14 protein-coding genes and 1 tRNA gene are annotated in these 19465 nt (G+C 58.4%); 7 read left to right on the top strand and 8 right to left on the bottom strand.

The genetic code is table 11. The annotated features are described in order from the left end of the window. Positions 1–3 precede the first annotated feature (3 nt). From rplQ to PSV40_RS09250, 3 genes are all read left to right on the top strand, one after another. On the top strand, positions 4–405 hold the full coding sequence (rplQ, locus tag PSV40_RS09260) for a 50S ribosomal protein L17 (RefSeq protein ID WP_096669180.1): 402 nt from the start codon (positions 4–6) through the stop codon (positions 403–405). Positions 406–423: 18 nt separating this feature from the next. Continuing rightward, positions 424–500: transfer RNA gene (locus tag PSV40_RS09255), tRNA-Met, on the top strand. Positions 501–864: 364 nt separating this feature from the next. Further along, entirely contained in the window at positions 865–1803 is a 939-nt protein-coding gene (locus tag PSV40_RS09250; protein WP_300536788.1) for a hypothetical protein, read from the top strand. A 7-nt stretch (positions 1804–1810) separates the two neighbouring features. On the opposite strand, the gene PSV40_RS09245 is transcribed toward PSV40_RS09250, so the two are convergent. The 8 genes from PSV40_RS09245 to PSV40_RS09210 form a co-directional block, all read right to left on the bottom strand. After that, positions 1811–2014 (bottom strand): hypothetical protein, encoded by a 204-nt coding sequence (locus tag PSV40_RS09245; protein ID WP_300536787.1) that lies wholly within the window; start codon positions 2012–2014, stop codon positions 1811–1813. Between the two features lie 106 nt (positions 2015–2120). Next, complete coding sequence (locus tag PSV40_RS09240; RefSeq protein WP_300536785.1) at positions 2121–5108, bottom strand: HsdR family type I site-specific deoxyribonuclease; 2988 nt, start codon at positions 5106–5108, stop codon at positions 2121–2123. Further along, positions 5101–6333, bottom strand: coding sequence for a restriction endonuclease subunit S (locus PSV40_RS09235; RefSeq protein ID WP_300536783.1), 1233 nt, complete (start codon positions 6331–6333; stop codon positions 5101–5103). Before PSV40_RS09235 ends, PSV40_RS09240 begins: the two co-directional genes overlap by 8 nt. Next, positions 6326–7846, bottom strand: coding sequence for a class I SAM-dependent DNA methyltransferase (locus tag PSV40_RS09230; protein WP_300536781.1), 1521 nt, complete (start codon positions 7844–7846; stop codon positions 6326–6328). The genes PSV40_RS09235 and PSV40_RS09230 overlap by 8 nt, the downstream gene beginning before the upstream one ends. A 2-nt stretch (positions 7847–7848) precedes the next feature. After that, positions 7849–8529 carry a hypothetical protein gene (locus tag PSV40_RS09225; RefSeq protein WP_300536780.1) on the bottom strand — a complete coding sequence of 227 codons (681 nt, stop codon included), beginning with the start codon at positions 8527–8529 and terminating at the stop codon, positions 7849–7851. Next, complete coding sequence (locus tag PSV40_RS09220) at positions 8526–10043, bottom strand: class I SAM-dependent DNA methyltransferase (RefSeq protein ID WP_300536778.1); 1518 nt, start codon at positions 10041–10043, stop codon at positions 8526–8528. Before PSV40_RS09220 ends, PSV40_RS09225 begins: the two co-directional genes overlap by 4 nt. A gap of 59 nt (positions 10044–10102) precedes the next feature. Beyond that, positions 10103–11512: a DNA-processing protein DprA gene (locus PSV40_RS09215; RefSeq protein ID WP_300536777.1), complete on the bottom strand. Its 1410-nt coding sequence runs from the start codon at positions 11510–11512 to the stop codon at positions 10103–10105. Further along, positions 11509–13587, bottom strand: a complete 2079-nt coding sequence (locus tag PSV40_RS09210; protein WP_300536775.1) for a RecQ family ATP-dependent DNA helicase — start codon at positions 13585–13587, stop codon at positions 11509–11511. The genes PSV40_RS09215 and PSV40_RS09210 overlap by 4 nt, the downstream gene beginning before the upstream one ends. A 420-nt stretch (positions 13588–14007) precedes the next feature. Between PSV40_RS09210 and PSV40_RS09205 the strand changes: the two genes are divergently transcribed. The 4 genes from PSV40_RS09205 (at position 14008) to PSV40_RS09190 (ending at position 19421) form a co-directional block, all read left to right on the top strand. Continuing rightward, the gene (locus PSV40_RS09205) at positions 14008–14253 is read left to right on the top strand and encodes a hypothetical protein (protein ID WP_300536773.1); all 246 of its coding nucleotides are present in this window, start codon (positions 14008–14010) and stop codon (positions 14251–14253) included. Then, the gene (locus PSV40_RS09200; protein WP_300536772.1) at positions 14246–15745 is read left to right on the top strand and encodes a DUF3596 domain-containing protein; all 1500 of its coding nucleotides are present in this window, start codon (positions 14246–14248) and stop codon (positions 15743–15745) included. Before PSV40_RS09205 ends, PSV40_RS09200 begins: the two co-directional genes overlap by 8 nt. A gap of 305 nt (positions 15746–16050) precedes the next feature. Then, positions 16051–17904, top strand: a complete 1854-nt coding sequence (locus PSV40_RS09195; RefSeq protein ID WP_300536770.1) for a hypothetical protein — start codon at positions 16051–16053, stop codon at positions 17902–17904. An 11-nt stretch (positions 17905–17915) separates the two neighbouring features. Continuing rightward, positions 17916–19421: an AAA family ATPase gene (locus tag PSV40_RS09190; RefSeq protein WP_300536768.1), complete on the top strand. Its 1506-nt coding sequence runs from the start codon at positions 17916–17918 to the stop codon at positions 19419–19421. Positions 19422–19465 lie beyond the last annotated feature (44 nt).

Raw genomic sequence — 19465 nt, 5'->3', positions numbered from 1 at the left:
ACCATGCGTCACGGACACGGACTTCGTAAACTCAATCGCACCAGCTCACACCGGCTGGCCATGTTACGCAACATGATGAATTCCCTTATTCAGCATGAAGCGATCAAAACGACCTTGCCCAAGGCCAAAGAGCTTCGCCGCGTCGTCGAGCCGATGATCACACTGGCAAAAGAACCTACGCTTGCGAACAAACGTCTCGCATTTGACCGGCTGCGCGACCGTGACATGGTGGTCAAGCTTTTTGCTGAGCTCGGCCCTCGCTATAAGGCACGCCCTGGTGGCTACACCCGTATCCTGAAAATGGGTTTTCGTGTGGGTGACAACGCGCCCATGGCATTGGTTGAGTTGGTGGATCGCCCAGACCTTGCCGAAGACACTACTTCTGACATTGCTAAGTCAGAATAGGTTATAATAAATACTTATCGCGCGGTGGAGCAGCCTGGTAGCTCGTTGGGCTCATAACCCAAAGGTCGTAAGTTCAAATCTTGCCCGCGCAACCAACACCCAAGCCCTCAAGGCTGGTAGCAAACGCCCACTTCATGTGGGCGTTTTGCTTTGTAGCCCAACCATAGCCCATCGATAGCCCAACTGTAGCCTGCAATCGTTAGTGATTTTCATTTGGGACCATCGGGTGAAATGAGGATTGCTAGTTGCATATCGGCTTTTCTTATTGAGCTCTACTAGTGCCCCGGATCCGTATTGACGAAGGTATATTGGTCGAAAGTCAATATGGTCAATTGGTGGGTAATGGTGCAGTTTGAGGCGACGGCGGTTACAAATTCGTCGGGACAACCTCACCTCCTTCATTTAGAGGAGGTGCAAACCCCGTAACGATACGTTACGGCAAGTCATACACTCCAGTGGATGAATCCAACTTCAACCGATTTGATTACTTATTCTGGACCGATCTCTACATCGGGATATGAAGCCATTTGTGATGCGCTAAAAACAAGAAAATCCGAACACGCAATGTTGGTTTTGGCTACGCCAGGAGGCGATCCGCACGCCGGTTTTCGCATCGCCAGAGCCCTTCAGCACGCCTATGACACCTTTGAAGCCTTAGTGCCTCGCTATTGCAAAAGTGCGGGGACTCTGGTTCTCATTGGAGCATCAAGAATTTATCTCGACGATATGAGCGAGTTGGGGCCTCTTGATGTCCAAGTCAAAAAAAGTGATGAGCTCGTAGGCCGGAATTCTGGGCTCGATATATTTCAGGCGGTCAACTATCTGCAAGGACAGGCGATGAATGCCTTCATCAGCTATCTAACTGAGCTGACACGAAACGGGCTGTCAACCAAGGTAGCCTCTGAAATATCAACAAGACTAACAATCGGCGTTTTGGACCCAATTTCTGCACAGTTAGACCCAATGAAATTGGCAGAAATGCAACGGGCCACAGAAATCGCCTTTGCTTACGGAAACCGGCTAAATGAGAAGAGCCACAACCTGCGGGAGGGTGGCATCGCTAAGTTGGTGTCTGGTTATCCCTCGCACGGCTTCGTAATCGATAGAAAAGAAGCTAAGTCGATTTTTACAGACGTCAGAAGGCCACACGGTGTACTATCTCAGCTTAGCGAAGCGCTGCGAGCAGAGACGATGGCTGACATGAGCGGAAATACTCCCAAAGTCACCCTTGGCACACTGCAAGTTATTTTTGAAGGAGAAGAAAATGCACCTGCATCAGATGCCGGAACAGGTCCAGAAGGCAATCAGGGAGGCGAGCCAGAGGTCGATGGATCTGGTGAAGCAAACCCAGCACCGCCCACCCCAGCAGGAGACCCACCGGGAGCCGAGGCCGCATGAACTGCCTTCACACCTTCGCAGTCTGATGCAGCAACGCTAAATCCCGCTTCGGCGGGTTTTTTATTGCCCCCATCGTTTCCGACATCATCACAATATTCTCCATGCTCCAGAGGTAGGTTGTAACGCCCGCCTCCATCGCTGGTGTCGTCTTGACGGTCTTGTGAATCTTCACGAAGTTGTAAACCATAAAGTAGAAGCTCACCGCGTGCATGTGGTTCTCCAGCTTATTGCTGAATGCATTGGTCAACTCGCCTGTCAAACCGCTACTGTGGTTTGACTTAAACCAAAAAGCCTCCACGGAATCCGGGGCGATTCACTCAGTAATATTGGCGGATGTAGCTGTAGGCTTTCTCGAACAGCTCCTCATCCGCGTGCAGCTTGTACTTAAAGAGGGCCTTGCGCAGTGCCTTCTTCACCTCGCGCTCGCCGGCTTGCGTGCCTTGCCAACCGGGGAAACGCACCAGGCGCACAATCTCGTCGATGTCCGCCACCACCCGTTCAACCATAATCGGCGTTTCGGACGTCTTGACCTCGTTGAACAGAGCGGTAAGCGCCGCCTTGCCGCGATCCTCGTCCTCTTCGGGCGGGACCTCCTTCTCGGCTTGTAGCGTCTCCTTGGCGATTTCCAGCAACTGCTTCAGAAACTCGACGCTGTTGATCTGCCCGGACTCGAAGCGATCCTTCAAGGCATCAAGTCGCTCGGACAGCTTCTTGAACTTGGGGTTGCCGCCATGCCCGCGCAGTCGGCGCTTGAGCTTGATCTCGATCTCCTTGGCCTTCTTCGGGTCAGGGTTCGAGAGCACGGCCTCCAGCAAGTCGGCGTCCAGCACCAGGGTGTCGAGGTCATCCCGCACGGCGTCGACATGGACATTCTGGTGGATCAGCTCGATGGTCTTGGCGCCCAGTGAATGCCAGATCAGCTTGCCGTGGCCGCTGGACGGCTGCGCCGATTGGTACACCTGGGACAACCACTTGTAGTCCTTCTCGAAGGGGCCCAGAACGGTGTCCGGTGACAGCGCCTCCCAGATCTTGTTGAGCACGCTGTACTCGGCGGCAAAGTTGTCCCGCACCGCGTTGTTGGGCAGGCACTGCTGCGCGGCGATCAGGCCTTCATAGCCCTGCACGGCACGGTCACAGCCAGCAAAGAACGCCAGGCATTTCTGCATGGCTTCGGGCAGCTTGTCCTTCAGCTCCTGGATGTTACTCACCACCTGCTTGACGCTTTGGTCGTCAAATTCCAGCGCAGCTGCCACGTCATCGAAGATGCCGAGGTAGTCCACGATCAGCCCGTGGGTCTTCTGTTCGGAGTAGGTGCGGTTGACGCGGCAGATAGCCTGCAGCAGCGTGTGGTCGCGCAGCGGCTTGTCCAGGTACATGGCCTGCAGGATGGGTGCATCGAAACCCGTCAGCAGTTTGGCCGTGACGATGATTAGCTTCAGCGGGTCGGCCGGGTCACGGAAGCGATCAAGCAGCCGTTCTTCCTCATCGCGCGAACGGTCATAGCGCGCGTACTCCGGATGCTCCTTCTTGTCGGACGCCTGTACCGACATGACGATGTCGGAGGCTTCCGGTGGAAGCAGCTTGTCCAGCTCTGTCTTGAACAGCAGGCAGGACTCCCGGTCGAAGGTGACGATCTGGCCTTTGAGACCGTTCGGCTCGACCTTGGTCTGGAAGTGCTCGACGATGTCCTCGCATACCTTGCGGACGCGCTCGGGCGTCTTGACCAGCACGGCCATCTTGGCGGCGGTCTTGGCGAGGTTGTCCTTGTCCAGATCCGACAGGCCGCCGGTCAGGTCTTTGTACGCGGCGTCCAGCGCGACCTTGTCGATGTGCAGGTCGATCAGTCGGGGCTCGAAGTGCAGCTTCAGTGTGGCGCCGTCGCGGATAGACTCCTCGAAACCATAACGGCTCATGTAACCCTTCTCATCCTCGTCTGCACCAAAGGCGTAGAAGGTGTTGCGGTCGGCACGGTTGATCGGGGTGCCCGTCAAGCCAAACAGAAACGCGTTGGGCAGGGCCTCGCGCATCTTGCGGCCCAGATCACCTTCCTGCGTGCGGTGGGCTTCGTCCACCAGCGCGATGATGTTGCTGCGGTCGTTCAGACTGCCGGTGGCCTCGCCGAATTTGAAGATCGTGGTGATGATGATCTTGCGCACGTCCTGAGCCAGCAACTGCTGCAGCTTCTCGCGCGTGTCGGCCTTTTCCAAGTTCGGAATGTCCGCCCCGGTGAACGTGCCCGTGATCTGGCTGTCGAGATCGACTCGGTCCACCACGATGAGCACCGTAGGGTTCTTAAGCCCGGCATGCATGCGCAGCTTCTGTGCGGCAAACACCATCAGCAGCGATTTGCCCGAACCCTGGAAGTGCCAGATCAGTCCCTTCCGGGGGTAACCCGCCAACACGCGCTCGACGATCTTGTTGGCCGCTTCAAACTGCTGGTAGCGGCAGATGATTTTGATGCGCTGCTTTTTCTTGTTGGTGGCGAACAGGGTGAAGCTGCCAAGAATATCCAGCACCACGTGCGGGTGCAGCATGCTCTCGGCTGACAGCTTGAGCGACTTCAGGGGGTGCTGTTGACCATCCTCCCCATTGCCATCAAGATGCCACGGCCCCCAATCCTTGACCGGCAGCCCGATGGAACCGTAGTGGTAGGCCTTGCCCTCAGTGGCCACCGAGAACACGTTGCACACGAACAGCTCCGGCACGAACTTCTCGTAGTCGTCGTGCACCTGCACCGCACCATCCACCCAGCTGATGCACTTCTTGACCGGCGTCTTGGCCTCGATCAGCACAACTGGCAAACCGTTCACCAACAGCACTAGATCAGCCCGGCGTTCGGTGGGGCCTGCACGGTAGGTGTACTGCTGGGTGACGATGTACTGGTTCTGCAACAGATCATCCAGGTCGATCAGCCGCACCGGCACATGCTCGTTGTTGGGGCCGAACGGCATGGAGCGTTCACCGCGCATCCAGGCGGTCATTTCTTCGTTGGCGCGGATCAGGCCATCCGAGCGGACGGACAGCACGATGGCGCGTAGCTTGTAGAGCACCTCGTCGGCGCGGTCGGGCTGGGCAACAATCTCCGGGTTCAGGCGGATCAGCGCCTCGCGCAACCAGGGCTCGACCAGTACTTCCTGAATCTGGCGCGGCACGTCAGCAGGGGCGGCATAGCGCCAGCCGATGCCTTTGGGGCTCGGGCCGTAGCTGGCCTGGGGTTCCTGGACGGTGTTGGCAGGGAAAGCCTTGATGGGCCCAGTGAGCAAATCGCGGACGTAGGCTTCGACGGTGTTGGACTCATTAAACATGTTGCACCTCCTGCATCGCTGCCAGCATGGCGCCCATCAATGCACGAGACTTTGCGAGCCTTTCTGTTGCAACTCGGTCTGCGTTCGACAGGTCATCGATAACGGAAATGACGTGATCTTGCTCCTCGATCGGGGGCACCGGTATCTTGAGTGCCGAGAAGGCCGAGCCGGCAATGTTTGGTTGAGCGCTGCCTTGCACAAGGGAGGACAGCACCGACTGCCCGATCGGCGAAGAACAGATGTAGTGCAGGTATTTCGGGCGTAGCTCTGTCTGAGATAGCCGGTATCGGATCAAGAACGCGGCAGCAATGAACCGGTCTTCAACCGCCGGCAAGAAAACGCGTGTTTTGCCGGCGTACTCGCCCGAACGAGAAAGCAGGAAGTCGCCTTCACACAACGCATGCTCTTCGACCATGCCTTGGTCGAGCGTCGCAGCTGGTGCAGTTGTGAGGTTGATTCCATCAACCCCGCAGAAGTCTGTTGTTCTGATGGTTCTTGCATTTCCCTTATCCGCATAAAGCGTGGAAGGGAATCGGGGGCCATAGGCGCTAGAAATCGTCATATTCCCAACAGGGATGTATTTCCAATTCAACGGAAGGTTTCCCCAAGGCGTATCCACGCCAGAATCATCAGATCCGTTTCCCAGATGGTCCGCAATCAGACTTTTTCTTAGCTCGCCGATTCGAATGCGGATCATTTCTGCGGCGTGCACCGCGCTCAGCGATGCTGACAGCACCTCAACCAAACTGACCTGATCTTCAATGCATGGCAGCGCAAACTCGAAGTCCGCCAAACTCGTCCAGTTCGTGCGGGGGCTCAAGGAGCCTGCCGACGTCCCCACCGCGTAATCGAAGAAGGCGTCGGTCTGGCAAATGAAGGGCAGCAACTCCGGCAGCAAGACCTGCGCATCCTTGGTCTCCAACACATAGATGTCACCGGAACACACACCGGAGAAATCCGCCACGGCCACCTTGCGCTGATAAGCGCGGCGCTTTCCGAACAGCACCTGTCCGGGCTGAAACACGCTGGTGAAAGTCACGCCGTCCGCGACATTGCCCCAACTGCGGATGCGCAAGTCACCTGGTTCGAGGTGCTCCAGACCGACGTAGCGTTCAATGCCATCGGCCAGCGGATTTTGGCTGCGGGCTTTCGAGAGGCGAACCACGTCGCCGAATTTCACCCGACGCCAGCCAGGCTTTAGGGTCTTATTGTTCTTGTCAGACACGCTCGATGTCCTTCGTGATCAGTCCATCCAGCGTTTCCACCAGCGCGTCCATCTGTTGCCAGAAGGCGCGGCCATCGGTTTGCCATTGGTCCCAGGCCGAGCGCGGCGTTACGGCGTCGCCATTGCTGTCGGTTGCGATGGCGGCAGCGATGCGCTTTACGTACAAGGGGATCGACAGGTTGCCCCCATTGGCGCCGATTTCGGCCAGGGTGGCGGCCTTGGCGAAGCCGGGCACATCCGCAAAGGTCTTGTAAGCGCTCAGGATGCGCTGCTGGTGCTCGGGCTTCAGAAAGCTCTGCGCCCGTTCCCGGGTGACCTCATTCACCGCGTCGATGAAGATCACCTTGCCCTTGCGAGCGGCGGCTTTCTTGCGGTTGCAGATGACGATGCACGACTCCATCGGAGAGTTGTAGAACAGGTTGGGACCCAAGCCGATGACCGCCTCGACCCAGTCCTGCTCGACCATCTTGGCGCGCATGGCCTGTTCTTCGTTGCGAAACAGCACGCCGTGCGGCCAGAGCACGGCGCTACGCCCCTTGCCCGCGAGGCTGGTCAGGATGTGCTGCTGGAAGGCGTAATCGGCGCGGCCTTGCGGCGGCGTGCCGAGAGAGTTGCGGCCCCACTTGTCACTGCTCCAAGCTTCGCGGTTCCACTGTTTGATGGAGTACGGCGGGTTTGCCAGGATCACATCGAACTGGCGCAGGCGGTCGCCCTCGATGTGCTTGGGCTCTGCCAGAGTGTCACCACGGATGACTTCGAAGTCCTCCACGCCGTGCAGGAACAGGTTCATCCGGGCGATGCTTGATGTGATGAGGTTGCGCTCCTGCCCGTAGAGCTTGAGCGTGCGGTATTCGCCGCCCGAGCGCTTCACTTCGTCCAGCGCCGAGATCAACATACCGCCGGTGCCGCACGTGGGGTCGTAGATCGACTCGCCCGCCTGCGGCGCCAGAAATTGCGTCATCAGGTGCACAACGGTGCGGTTGGTGTAGAACTCCGCGGCCGTATGGCCGGAATCGTCTGCGAACTTCTTGATCAGGTATTCGTAGGCATTGCCCAGCTCGTCCTCGGGGACGTTGGCAACCGACAGCGTCTGGGTCGAAAAGTGCTCGATCAAATTTTTCAGCGTTTCGTCAGGCAGGCGCTCACGGTTGGTCCAAGAGGCATCGCCGAAGATGCCGTCGAGGAGATCCGGGTTGGCGGTCTCGATGGCGCGCATGGCCTTCTGGATGGCAGCACCGACGTTTTTGGGGGCTTGGCGCACGTTATTCCAGTGCGCGCCTTCGGGGATTTGGAAGCGATGGTTTTCGGCGAATTGGGCATAAGAGAGATCGCTATTGGAGCTGGCTAGCGCCGCCTGATATTCCTCTTCCCACACATCCGACACGCGCTTGTAGAACAGCAGCGGGAATATGAATTGCTTGTAGTCACCCGCGTCTATAAGACCGCGCAGCAGCACTGCGGCACCCCACAGGTAGCTTTCGAGTTCTTGCTGGGTGATACGATGTTGCGGCATGCTCAGGCTTTCATATGGGCAAAGGTTTCCATGCGCACGTTCAACAGGTTGTTGGCAAAGCCTCGTACCATCAATGCTTCCAAGTCATCAATCATCCCCTCGTCCACGTCGTACGCGCTGAAATAGCAAGCGAGATCAAACAACTCCAACTGCGTGTCCTTGGGCTGGCGTAACTTTTCGTAGCCCGGCTTGAACTCCTGGTTACGCTCAGGGTGGTGAACCAAAGCGATGGTCTGTACATCACGCTTGCGGTTGAAGGCCAGATTCATCTCCTTCCAGATCGTTTGCTCGCGAGCCTTACCAACATAAAGTGCATGGCCGCGAGAGTCGTAGAAGATATAAATCCCATAGCTGTCGTCCAGCGCAGCCTTGAGGCCCTGCGCGTAGAGGATGGAGTCCTTGCTGCTGTCGAAAACCTGCCAGCGCGACTCGCGCTTCGTCAGGCACTTTTCGATGCGGTAGAACTCAACAATGGGCTGGATCGTTTCCAATTGAGCTTTTTGCACTGCCGCAGACTGCGACTTGGCCAGCGCTGAAGCAACTTGCGAGGGACTAAGGTCCTCGTCTCGGTTCTTCCAGTTAATCAGCGTACCCACAGTCACACCCAGCACAGCGGCAAGCTCTAATTGAGAATTCGTTCCCAGCTTTTTGCCCAGGGCTTCGATCAATTCCAGGGCTTTCATACGGCCACCTTCTCTTTGAACCAACCGCCGCTGTCCATCACCGCAGACAGGCGCTCCTCAGCTTCGCGACAACGTGTCAACGCCTCTTTGAAGGCGGCAACCGCTTCAGGCAGCGGCGAAATACCTTCTTGCAGTGGCGGCAGAACGTAGCGCGAAATGCTAAGCGTCCAGTCCTCTGCTTTGATCTCGTCGAGACTGACCACCCGGGCTCCGTCCTGCACGTCGGCAAAACCGCGATACCAGCCGAGAATGACGGCGGCGTGCTCGGGTTCCAAATAGTTTTGAGCACGGCCCCTGCGGAACAGGCGTGAGGCATCGGCAATCAGCACCTTCCTCTTATGCTTGACTGGCTTGCGTTTGCGCAAGACCAGGATGCACGCGGCAAGCCCAGTGCCATAGAACAGATTCGGCGCGAGCCCGATCACTGCCTCGACCAGGTCCATCTCCAACAGTCTCCGGCGGATGGTGCCCTCCATGCCCTTGCGAAACAAAGCGCCTTGGGGCAACACCACAGCCATCCGGCCGGTCACCTCAGCCATCGACTTGACCATGTGCTGTACCCAGGCGAAGTCACCGCTCGACGATGGAGGAAGTCCGGCAAAGTTGCGACCATAGGGATCGTTCAGCCACAGGTCCTCACCCCACTTCTCCAGCGAGAACGGCGGATTGGCGATGACACAGTCGAAGCTGGCCAACCGATCGCCCTCGAAGAAGGCCGGGTTGCGCAGCGTGTCGCCACGGACAACCTGGAAGTCCTCGATCCCGTGCAGAAACAGGTTCATCCTTGCAATGGATGAGGTGGTGAGGTTCTTTTCCTGACCGTACAGCTTGCCCCACAGCCGCTTGACGTCGCCATGCTGTTCTTTCACGTGCTGTACAGCGGCCAGCAACATGCCGCCGGTGCCACAGGCCGGGTCGTAGATGGTCTCGGCTTCCTTGGGGTCGAGCATGTCGATCATCAGCCGTACGACGCTGCGCGGGGTATAGAACTCGCCGGCCTTCTTGTTGGTGGCGTCGGCGAACTTCTTGATCAAATATTCGTAGGCGTCGCCGAGCAAGTCTGAATTGACGTTCTGGTTGCCAAATGGGAGCATGGCGAAGTGCTCGACCAGGTCCTTGAGCAAGGCGTCCGACAACCGCTCCTTGTTCGACCACTGAGCGTCGCCAAACACGCCATACAGGGTGTCTGGGTTGGCCTTTTCAATCTCGCGCATGGCGCGCTGTAGCGCTGCGCCCACGTTGATCGCCTTGGTGCGGACGTCGTTCCAGTGACAGTCTTCGGGGATTTGGAAACGGTGCGACTCCGGGAACCATGCCAGTTGTTCGTCCCCCGTGTCGTCAACGATTTCCTGGTATTCCTCGTCCCAGACATCGCAAATGCGCTTGAAGAACAGAAGCGGAAAGATGTATGTCTTGAAGTCAGCGGCATCCACCGGGCCCCGCAGGATGTTGGCGGATTCCCAGAGGTGGGACTCAAGCTGGCTGAGGGTGATCAGTTGGTCGCTCAAACGCATGGCCCTTCTATCTCGATGCCGTCGCACTGCGGCTTGTGTTCTTGTTTGGTCTTCATCGGTTACTCGAACAGCCGCTTTTGCTTGACGATGTAGCCCGCAGGCTTCTTCTGCTTTTCCAATACGCCTTCATCGACCAGACGCTGCAACCATGTCTTGGCCTGCGCGTTGGAAACGTCCAGCGCGGCCGCCACTTCGACGTCCTTCATCGGCGCACTCAAAAGCTGCTGAATCGCAGCGCGCACGGCAGCGAAGAGCACTTCGGAAGGGGTCGATCCCAGCTGCGGAGATTCCTTGGCATCATCTATCGGCGCTACGGCCTCCGGTGTGACTGGCGGCAGTTCCTCCGATGCCGCAGCAGGTGTCTGCGCATCGGGAATAACGTCAATCGTCACCGATGGCTCACTCCCGGCCTGAAGCCCTGGCGCGGCTTCCCGCGGCACGGGCACCTTTGGCTTGGCATCAGCCGCCGATGGCTCTTCGTTCGAAAACAGCGTAAAACCAACCTGTGGTGAGGCAGTCGGAGTTGTCATCGCTACGTTAAACACTACTTCGAAAGAATCCACGTCTTGCGGGTTCGGCCAGGGAAGTGCTCCCTTCATGCGCAAACCATCCAGCCCAGCGGAAGCCTCACCCGTCGATCGAATGAAGACTGGGACAAACTTGAGTTTGTCGAGCTGCTCGACAGCACCGGTCCAAGTACCGCCTTTGTTTAGGTCGGAACTCACCACCAGTGAGGTGTCTGCCAATGCATAAATCAGCTTGTTCCGCTGCATGGCGTGGCCGACATTGAACCCGGCGCTCGGGTCGTAGGGCGAAATCAGCACCAGTTGACCATCGAGCAGCAGGTTGCGGTGCTCGCGGTTCATGGCGGTCTTTTCCAGACTGTCCGCCAAAACGCCACTGACCTTGCCGCCAGCTTCGAGTGCTCCACGCATGGCGGCCTGGTCGATGCCCTTGGCGCCACCGGACACGAGCGTCCTTCCAGCCCGAGCCGCCAATCGGCCCACGGCCATTGTGTAGTCGATCAACGAATCGTCTACGTGACGAGATCCGACGACGGCGAGACCACCTGACTCCAGTAAGCCCATGTCGCCGCAGCCGTAGATGACCGCCGGGGCGTCTTCTCTCAGGCGTGCCTTCAAGCGACGGGGGTACTCGGCATCCGCGCGGCTAACCACCCAGATGGCCCGTGCTTGCCAGCGCTCGATGACTTGGCTGAGGAGGAAGCCACGCCCCAACAATTTCTGCAGCCGGTTCTCGTCAATCACCGGTTGGCAGGCACGCAGGATCTCAGCCGCGTCCGGCGAGACAAGATCGGCTGGCTGACGTTGAATCTCCCGCAAATGACGCGCGAGACGTTTGTATTCACCAGGCGAGAGCAGATCGGATGAAACAGTGCCTCGTCCGGCAATGAGCGGCGCAGTCAGCAGCAGGATCGCCTGGGTGTTGGGTGAGAGGACTGGCGTCATTCGTCGTGCCCCGTTTGTGAGAGGGCCATCGGCCAAACCGCGCCACTGCCGCTCTTGCGGAGGAGCCACGCTGACACTGTCAGCGTCCACCGCGAATCGACCATGTCATCCACCAGGAGGACTGGCCCGGGAGGAATGGGCTGGCCGTTGAGGGCGAGCGAACCATCAATGTTGCGCGCCTGTTGTGTACTGTTTGCCATCGTTTTCTGTTCGGGCCTTGCGTCTGTTTTTGCGATGACCATATGAAACGGCAGACCCAGCGCAGCAGCCAAGCGTTGCGCGAAATTCGGTACCAATTCGGGATGCCGAAGCGAAGGAACGCAGGTCACCCAGGTCGGGCTCGGTTGCGGATTCCACTCCTGGATCATCTTCACGCACGCAGCAACGAGGTCATCGGAAAATTGGCCGTCGTGGTATTTGCCCTGTCGAACCAAGCCACCCCATCCGGCATCGCCCCAGACGCAGAGCGCTTTGCCAGGTTCAGCCTGATGGGCGGCTGCGATGAATCCTCTGACGCCGTATTGGGGCATCCCTCCATCTGGCCATTTCTTGCGCGGCCCGATAGGCAAGCTGGTTCGACGAAGAAACGCAACGGCAGCTTTGACCAGTTCGGTATCCACGGCTCCAGGCAATGGCGGTAAAGCAGGTCTCGTGGCAACACTTGGATCGCCGTCGAGTGCGCCGATCAGGAAACCCATGTGATCACCAAAAGGTAAACTGACGTAGTCTTGCATCTGTTTGTGTTCGTCACGCCGCAGCGCAGTGAGTCGTTCCGCTCGATTCCAAAACGCTTCGCTCAACGTTGCCGCCGTGAGTTGCCACTTGCTGCCTTGCTTGGCGATGGGTGCTGGCGCTTCGAGGGAAAGCAGCGCAATCGTCTTCTCGACACGCCCCTTGCTGAGGTTGACTCGGCTTAGCAGCTCAGGAACGGACAAGCCATTGGGCTCTTCTTCAAGCGCCCCCAGGACATCGGCAACTTCCTGTCGGGTCGGGAAAGCGCTTCGAATAAACCAGTCCGTGATGTCAGACTCTTCCTCGCCGCTGAGCAGAACACCGTAAGCGGAGTCCAGCGCACGTCCTGCGCGACCAACCTGCTGGTAGTAGGCGACAACTGAGCCCGGCATCTGATAGTGGATGACAAACGCCAGGTCGGGTTTGTCGTAACCCATGCCCAAAGCCGTCGTAGCAACGAGCGCTTTAACTTGGTTATTGAGCAGCGCCTGTTCCAGTTGCTCTCGGCGATCACCGGTTTCGCCGGTGTAAGCCTCTACGTTGAAGCCCTGAGTCTTGAGCCATTCAGCGACTTGGTTGGCATCACGCACCGTAAGCGTGTAAATGATGCCGTGGCCTTGCAACGTGGCGAGTTGCTCCGCCAGCCATGCAAGACGCTCGGCTTGGCTGGGCAGGCAGATGGTCTGCAAAGAAAGTGAGGTGCGATTGAGATCGCCACGCGACACATCGAGCTTGGGCCCGAGCACCGCAGCGAGGTCTTCCATCACCCTGTTGTTGGCAGTCGCCGTAGTCGCGAGCAGTCGAAGATTGGGTGGCAGCGTCTTGACGATGCGCTCCAGCAGTCGGTAGTGAGGGCGGAAGTCATGCCCCCAATCGGAAATGCAGTGCGCTTCGTCGATGACCAGCATAGAAATTTGTGCGGCGATACCCGCCAACACCTGGGTACGGAAGCGCTCGTTTGCAAGCCGCTCGGGCGAGATCAACAGAATGTCGATTTCATCTTTGGCCAGTTTGCCCTCGACCGCCGTCCAGTCGTCCATGTTGTCGGAGTTGATGGTGGCGGCACGCACTCCCATCCGCTCTGCCGCAACGATCTGGTTGCGCATCAGCGCCAGCAGCGGCGAGATCAACAACGCAGGCCCGGCACCCGCTTCCCGCAGCAACTTGGTCGCGATGAAATAGACAAAGCTCTTGCCCCACCCGGTCTTCTGCACGACCAGCAAGCGGCCTTTGCCTTCGACGATGTGGCAAATGGCGTCTTCTTGGTCCTGACGAAAGGTGGCGTCGGCTCGACCGGAGCCGATCCGGAGCAGCTCCAGGGCACGTTGCGCTTTGTAGGTCATGACAGTGATCTCCCTTGTTTTTGTCGGGAGAGCGGTAACCTGGCGCCAACGGGGCGTTCTTGACAGCCTAATTCGCTCAACCGGCTTTTCACGCCTTTGAGCCTTTAGCAGGCGACTTTCTGCGATCCATTTCGCTATCTGATAGGTCTATGTCTAGATACATCTCCAATGCAAAACGCAAGATGTCGGATCGGGACGGAATAGTCCCCATTTGAGCGGAAAGCTCAATGCGCTTTGCATCAATCAACTTTCCGAGTTGATCGGAGATCCGAAGGTTAAGTTGACTGCGTTCCATGGCGAATGAGCGAAAAACTCAATTCTAGCTAACTAAAGTTTATTTCGGTAGACATGTTGACAATTCATTTGTTTCGCTTAATATAAAGATGTCTACCAATATCAATGTTAGCAAAAGGAATGAAAATGAGTTCAGAGTTTTTGACCACAGATGAGCTGTCCGCACGTATCAAATATGACGTTCGCACCATCCGCGAGAGACTCAAGGACAGCGTACTGTTGGAGGGCGTCCACTACTTCCGTCCCTTTGGTGGGCGAAAGATTCTCTACATATGGGAAAGCATTCAGCGTGACATGATGGTGGAGTCACGGATCAGGCCAGTCGGAATGGTTGGAATCCCGATGGCAAATGGAGGCGTCCTCCATGCCTAATGTTCGAGTACACAAGCCCAACGGCGCGTTATTTTTCGACTTTCGCCACAAAGGTGAGCGATGCCGTGAATACACGTTGCTGACCGACACCCCCGCCAACCGAAAAAAGCTCGAAAAAGTTCTCGCCAAGATCGAGTCCGAGATCGCGGCTGGAACCTTCGTATATGCCAACTACTTCCCCAACAGCAAAGCCCTCAAGCGTCTGTCGCCGACGGCGATGGGGGCGGTTGACGCACCCGTAGCTGAAACTGTCACAGTGGCCATTACAAATCCGGCGGTCGAGCCAGGGGCAATGACTCCCTTGTTTCAAGCCTTCGCCAACCAATGGGTTGATGAGCACAGCATCGAATGGCGGCGGAGTCACATCCGTTCCTTGCTATCTACGTTGAACAGCCGCCTGATCCCTCACTTTGGAGGAAAGGCGGTCGGCCAAATCTCCAAGTCTGACATTCTCGCTTTCCGCGCCACACTCGCAAAAGTCAAAGGCCGCGGAGAAAAAGAAGGACTCTCACCCAAGCGCATCAATGAAATCATTGGCACGCTCAATCAGATATTGGCGGAAGCAGCCGACCGATTCGAGTTTACGTCACCGACGACCAACATCAAACGCTTGCGTTTACGTAAAACAGACGTTGCCCCTTTCAGCCTGACGGATGTCCAGCGCATCCTAGGGACCGTCCGGATCGACTACAAGCAGTACTTCGTGACCAGGTTCTTCACCGGCATGCGTACCGGCGAAGTTCACGGCCTGAAATGGAAATACGTCGATTTCGACCTGCGCGTGATCCGCGTGCGGGAGACCTTTGTCCTTGGCGAAGACGAGTACACCAAGACCGATGGCAGCCAGCGCGACATCCAGATGAGCCAGCCGGTGTTCGATGCTCTGCAGGAGCAGTACAAGGCTACCGGCAAGGTGTCCGAATATGTGTTCTGCAACCTGTTGGGCACGCCGCTGGACAACAAGAACTTCTCGGACCGGATCTGGTATCCCTTGCTGCGAAACCTCGGGCTGGACAAGCGCCGCCCGTACCAGATGCGCCATACCGCTGCCACGCTCTGGCTGGCATCAGGGGAGGCGCCCGAATGGATTGCCCGTCAACTGGGCCACACCAGCACTGAGATGCTGTTTCGGGTTTACAGCCGCTATGTGCCCAACCTGACGCGCCAAGATGGTTCGGCCATGGAGCGCCTGCTCGCCAGTCGTCTGTCGGCAGGGCCACTGGTCATCGCCAGTGGTCATCTGCAGGGCGGCGGGGACGGCGGCCTTTACGTTCCGATTCAGGACCTAGCGCCTCAGCCTGTCCCCAAACCGCGCGGTATTCATGGCGCGCGTTCGGTGATGCCCAACAGCGTAAACCAGACACGCCCCGCTCCGAGGGAGGGCATCGTAATTTCGCCGACCTATGGCGGCAGTGAACCCCAGCCTCCGCCCGGCGCATGTGGGCCGCGGTATCAGCCAGCGCGCTGCCTAGCTACTCCGGCCCTCCACTAAACCCCTTATATCTGCCCCCAACAGCTGCTGCCGCAAACCCATTTGCAGCGGTGCGGGGAAGCCTTTGCCCCAATTTTCCAAGGCTCATCAGCTTAAACAGGAAATCATCATGAATGAAAAAGCGCAAGTCGACTGAGCCGCCGACTAGCCGGCAGGGCAAAGGTGCCCAACCAACCAACCAACCAACCAGCCAGCCAGGCAGGCAGGCAGGCAGGCAGGCAGGCGGAGCTTTGCCTAAACAAAACCCAAGACCGAACGAAACCTCGCTTCAAACCTTTTCATACAAACAAATCACAGGAACCGACATGACCATCAACATCCTCAAAATCCTCGCTGCCGACCTCAATCAATTCGATGCCCAGGTACGTGAACGCGTTGCCCGCGCTGCAGCATCCGCTCCCGTAGGTGCATCGACGCAAGAAAATTCTGGCCTGAGCTTCTATTACTCCGATCCGCTGGAGGAGTCGACCAACGCCCTGGGTCACTTGGCCGATCCGGGGGCGGTGGTGCGCGTCACGGCGCTGGTGAGCAAGCCCACACCTTGTGGCCACTACGGCCAGAACCTCGATGTCCAAGGCCAAGATCAACTTCAAGAAGCCGACCCCTCGTGTGTCTCCATCGCTCGCCTGGTCTGCGGTGACCAGACAGTAGTGTTCCCCACGCCGGACGCGGCAATCTGCTTGCCCAGTGCTGGTGTTTATGTTTTGAAGCTTAGCAAGCGGGCAGTTCACAATTTCCCGGACGATGCCCTCGCGGTGCAGCGCGTGGGCGTGACCCGCAAGGGACCGGCCGCCACCCCCTGGCTGCTCGACAACCTCGGCCTGCCGCACGGCGCAGAGTGCGACTTGCACCGGGTGCTGGCGAGCATGAAGCCGGTCCACCAGGCGGTGTTCATGGCCGCCATCAGCCGCCCGGACATCGAGCACAAGCTCACGGCGAACGTCGCCGGACGCTCGGCAACGAACGAAGGCGCATCCAGCGGACACACCCTGAGCTGCGGCATCCGCGCGGCCGTGATGCTGGAGCCGATCGACCTGCAACGCGACGAAGCTTCGCTGACGAGGCTGGCGTGTCTCATCAGCGACCTGGGTGAACTGACGGCGCCCGAGCGGTTGCCGGGTTTGGCGTCAAACAATGGATATGGCCCAAAAAGCGAGGTTTCAGAGGCCGACACGCGTTGCGCCCATCCGCTGACCGCTACCTTCCTGGGCGCGCTGATCAAGCGCTTCGAGGAACTGGAGCAGCAGGATGCAGCCGACTTGCTCGAGCTGCTCGGACAGGAGCCCTTCTGGCCGTATCGCGTGGGCAGCAAGCGCGGACCGCTGAGCGCCAATCCTATGGACCCGGTGCTCTCGCGTATGGGATGCGCCTTGGGCGATGCGCTGTCGCAAGTGCGGGAATCGATGGTGCAGGTCAGAACTGCGCCGGTGGGGACGAGCGACAAGCATCCCGATCTTTTCGCGAACGCCGACTCGAAGAACAGCGCCTCTCAGGTGTCTCTGGCGCAAGTAAGTGCTCCCTCTGATTCCATTGCTGAATTCGCAGAGCTGAAAGTGGAGAGCCAATCAACGGGGGATGGCCTGCCCAAAACACGGCAGCCCGAGGAGGGCGGAGAGCCCGCAGGTGACGCAGTCGGCGAGTGCGGATCGAACGCCCTGGCCGTGAGCGAGGCCGACCCACTCCAGCGCCTGTCCGGCCTGCGCGCCGACCTCGACCGCTGCAACGATATGGACGCACCGCGCCCCAGCCTGGAATGGGCCGCCGGCATGCTCGACGGCGACGGCTGCATTGCGGTCATCAGGCAGCCGTTCCGCAATCGCAGGCCGATCTACCGGCTGATTGTCTCCATCGTCCAGAACTGCCGGCAAACGCTGGAGCACTTCCGTCGCTGTGTCGATGTGGATGGCGTGATTTATGACGTCAAACGCAAGCTTGAGCACAACAAGCAGGTTTACACCCTGAATTACTCTGGACCGAAGGCCTTGCTTGTGATCCAGCGGCTGCGCGCATATCTGGTGCGCAAACGACTGGAAGCGCTGGTGGCAATCTCGTTCTGCCTGAACGGCCAGATCAGTCGCCGCTTTGGACCGCGCGGTGTGCCGACTGACGTGGAAGCGGTGCGCGTGGCGCACTACCTCAAGCTACGCGCCTTGAAGTGAAGGAGTGCACGATGAACTATTCCAGAAAAGACAATTTGCCGATCGGTTGCGGGGACGAGGGCCGGGCGGAGCAGGGAGGCGGGAGTGCTGACGCTCGGTTGTCGGAGCAGGAGGCTTCGCCCGATGCCAGCAACGACAAGCCTGTGGAAGCATCCCAGAAGCGGAACCCGCCGAGTTTTACGACGCCACCTCGTCCTGGTCGCCGGCGACTCGAATCTCCAGTGTACTTGCGCTTGAGGACCATCCTGGACTACACCGACCTGCCCAGGATCCTGATACCTGTGGAGCTGAAGGACGAACTGGAGGACCTGGGAAATATCCATAAAGAGGCGCGTGGCAAATTCACCCATCGACGGGCCCCGCCTTCGATCCTTCAGTCTTCCGAACAAATGCCGTCTGGGGAAGATACAAAGGAGCAGGACGCGCAAGGATCAGCCACACCTGAGGGCAAGCCAGCCCAGCCCACGCGCCGGGGTGCACTTACCACGAGCATCATGAGCCCGGCGGGCTTCTGCAAGCAGGTCGCAGAACTTCCAAAAAAAGGGCGATTGGCCGTCTACAGCCGCGAGGCCATCAAAAAGCTGGAAAAGGGTGGGGCGGCCACGGACTCAGACGTGACAAAGCGCAACGAAAAACTCTTCGCCCAGCTCGAACCCAAGGGGGTTTTGCGGCGGATGGGGCTGGCTCGCAGCATCGACGACGTACTTGCGCTGGAACAATCTCACCCCCACTTCTCGGAGGTGATCCAGTTCGTGGCTGACCGCATCTCACTGCAGAAAGCCAGCCGCCGCCCCGTGCGCATCCCGCCCATGATGTTGTTCGGGCCCCCGGGCGTTGGGAAAACGCACTTTTGCGAAGCATTGGCTTCCGTGCTTCATGTCCCGGTGCGCCGACATCCCATGGACCAGGCAGAAACCTCCTCGGCGTTGCTGGGATCTGAAATTACCTGGAGCAACACCCGCTACGGTCTGGTGTTCGAGCTACTGGCGATGGGCGATTACGCCAATCCGGTTGTGATCCTGGACGAGCTGGACAAAGCCAGCCGGGGTCAAGGCTCCAGCGGAAGTATGGCTTCCCCCACTGCGGTGCTGCACTCCTTGCTGGAGCCGGTTTCAGCGGTCGGGGTGCGCGACCTCAGTGTGGACATCGAACTGGACGCCAGCTTCATTACCTGGATCGCTACCGCAAACTACCCCTGGCTGATCGCACCCACGCTCAGATCCCGGATGAAAGAGTTCCTGATCACCATGCCTACGGCGGAGCAGGCGATGCTGGTGGCCATTTCGGTGGTGGCACAGGCGATGAAGGATTCGGGAAGCGTCTGGAGAACACCGCCAGACCGGCGCTTCATTGCGGCAGTCGCGCACCTCAGTGCGCGGGAGATATATCAGGCCACCTCCTCGGCGGCGGCATCGGCCGTCAGGCGGGGAGGGCGCAGCGTGGACGTTATGGACTTGCCGCGTGACGTGCTGCTGGCAGATGAAGCACACGCAGCGCCGCGGACTTTGTTGCACTGAAGCGATCAATTAGAAGCAGGGCAAGAATTGCAGAGCAGACATCA

The organism is Polaromonas sp., from assembly GCF_029945925.1.
GTDB lineage: Bacteria > Pseudomonadota > Gammaproteobacteria > Burkholderiales > Burkholderiaceae_C > Polaromonas.
This window is presented reverse-complemented; position numbering and strand designations above follow the sequence as displayed.

Excerpts from the sequence above, each read along its gene's own strand:
- PSV40_RS09215 (WP_300536777.1), bottom strand. The coding sequence starts at position 11,512 with ATGACGCCAGTCCTCTCACCCAACACCCAGGCGATCCTGCTGCTGACT.
- PSV40_RS09250 (WP_300536788.1), top strand. The coding sequence starts at position 865 with ATGAATCCAACTTCAACCGATTTGATTACTTATTCTGGACCGATCTCT.
- PSV40_RS09230 (WP_300536781.1), bottom strand. The coding sequence starts at position 7,846 with ATGCCGCAACATCGTATCACCCAGCAAGAACTCGAAAGCTACCTGTGG.
- PSV40_RS09245 (WP_300536787.1), bottom strand. The coding sequence starts at position 2,014 with ATGCACGCGGTGAGCTTCTACTTTATGGTTTACAACTTCGTGAAGATT.
- PSV40_RS09240 (WP_300536785.1), bottom strand. The coding sequence starts at position 5,108 with ATGTTTAATGAGTCCAACACCGTCGAAGCCTACGTCCGCGATTTGCTC.
- PSV40_RS09195 (WP_300536770.1), top strand. The coding sequence starts at position 16,051 with ATGACCATCAACATCCTCAAAATCCTCGCTGCCGACCTCAATCAATTC.
- rplQ (WP_096669180.1), top strand. The coding sequence starts at position 4 with ATGCGTCACGGACACGGACTTCGTAAACTCAATCGCACCAGCTCACAC.
- PSV40_RS09200 (WP_300536772.1), top strand. The coding sequence starts at position 14,246 with ATGCCTAATGTTCGAGTACACAAGCCCAACGGCGCGTTATTTTTCGAC.
- PSV40_RS09190 (WP_300536768.1), top strand. The coding sequence starts at position 17,916 with ATGAACTATTCCAGAAAAGACAATTTGCCGATCGGTTGCGGGGACGAG.
- PSV40_RS09210 (WP_300536775.1), bottom strand. The coding sequence starts at position 13,587 with ATGACCTACAAAGCGCAACGTGCCCTGGAGCTGCTCCGGATCGGCTCC.
- PSV40_RS09225 (WP_300536780.1), bottom strand. The coding sequence starts at position 8,529 with ATGAAAGCCCTGGAATTGATCGAAGCCCTGGGCAAAAAGCTGGGAACG.
- PSV40_RS09220 (WP_300536778.1), bottom strand. The coding sequence starts at position 10,043 with ATGCGTTTGAGCGACCAACTGATCACCCTCAGCCAGCTTGAGTCCCAC.
- PSV40_RS09205 (WP_300536773.1), top strand. The coding sequence starts at position 14,008 with ATGAGTTCAGAGTTTTTGACCACAGATGAGCTGTCCGCACGTATCAAA.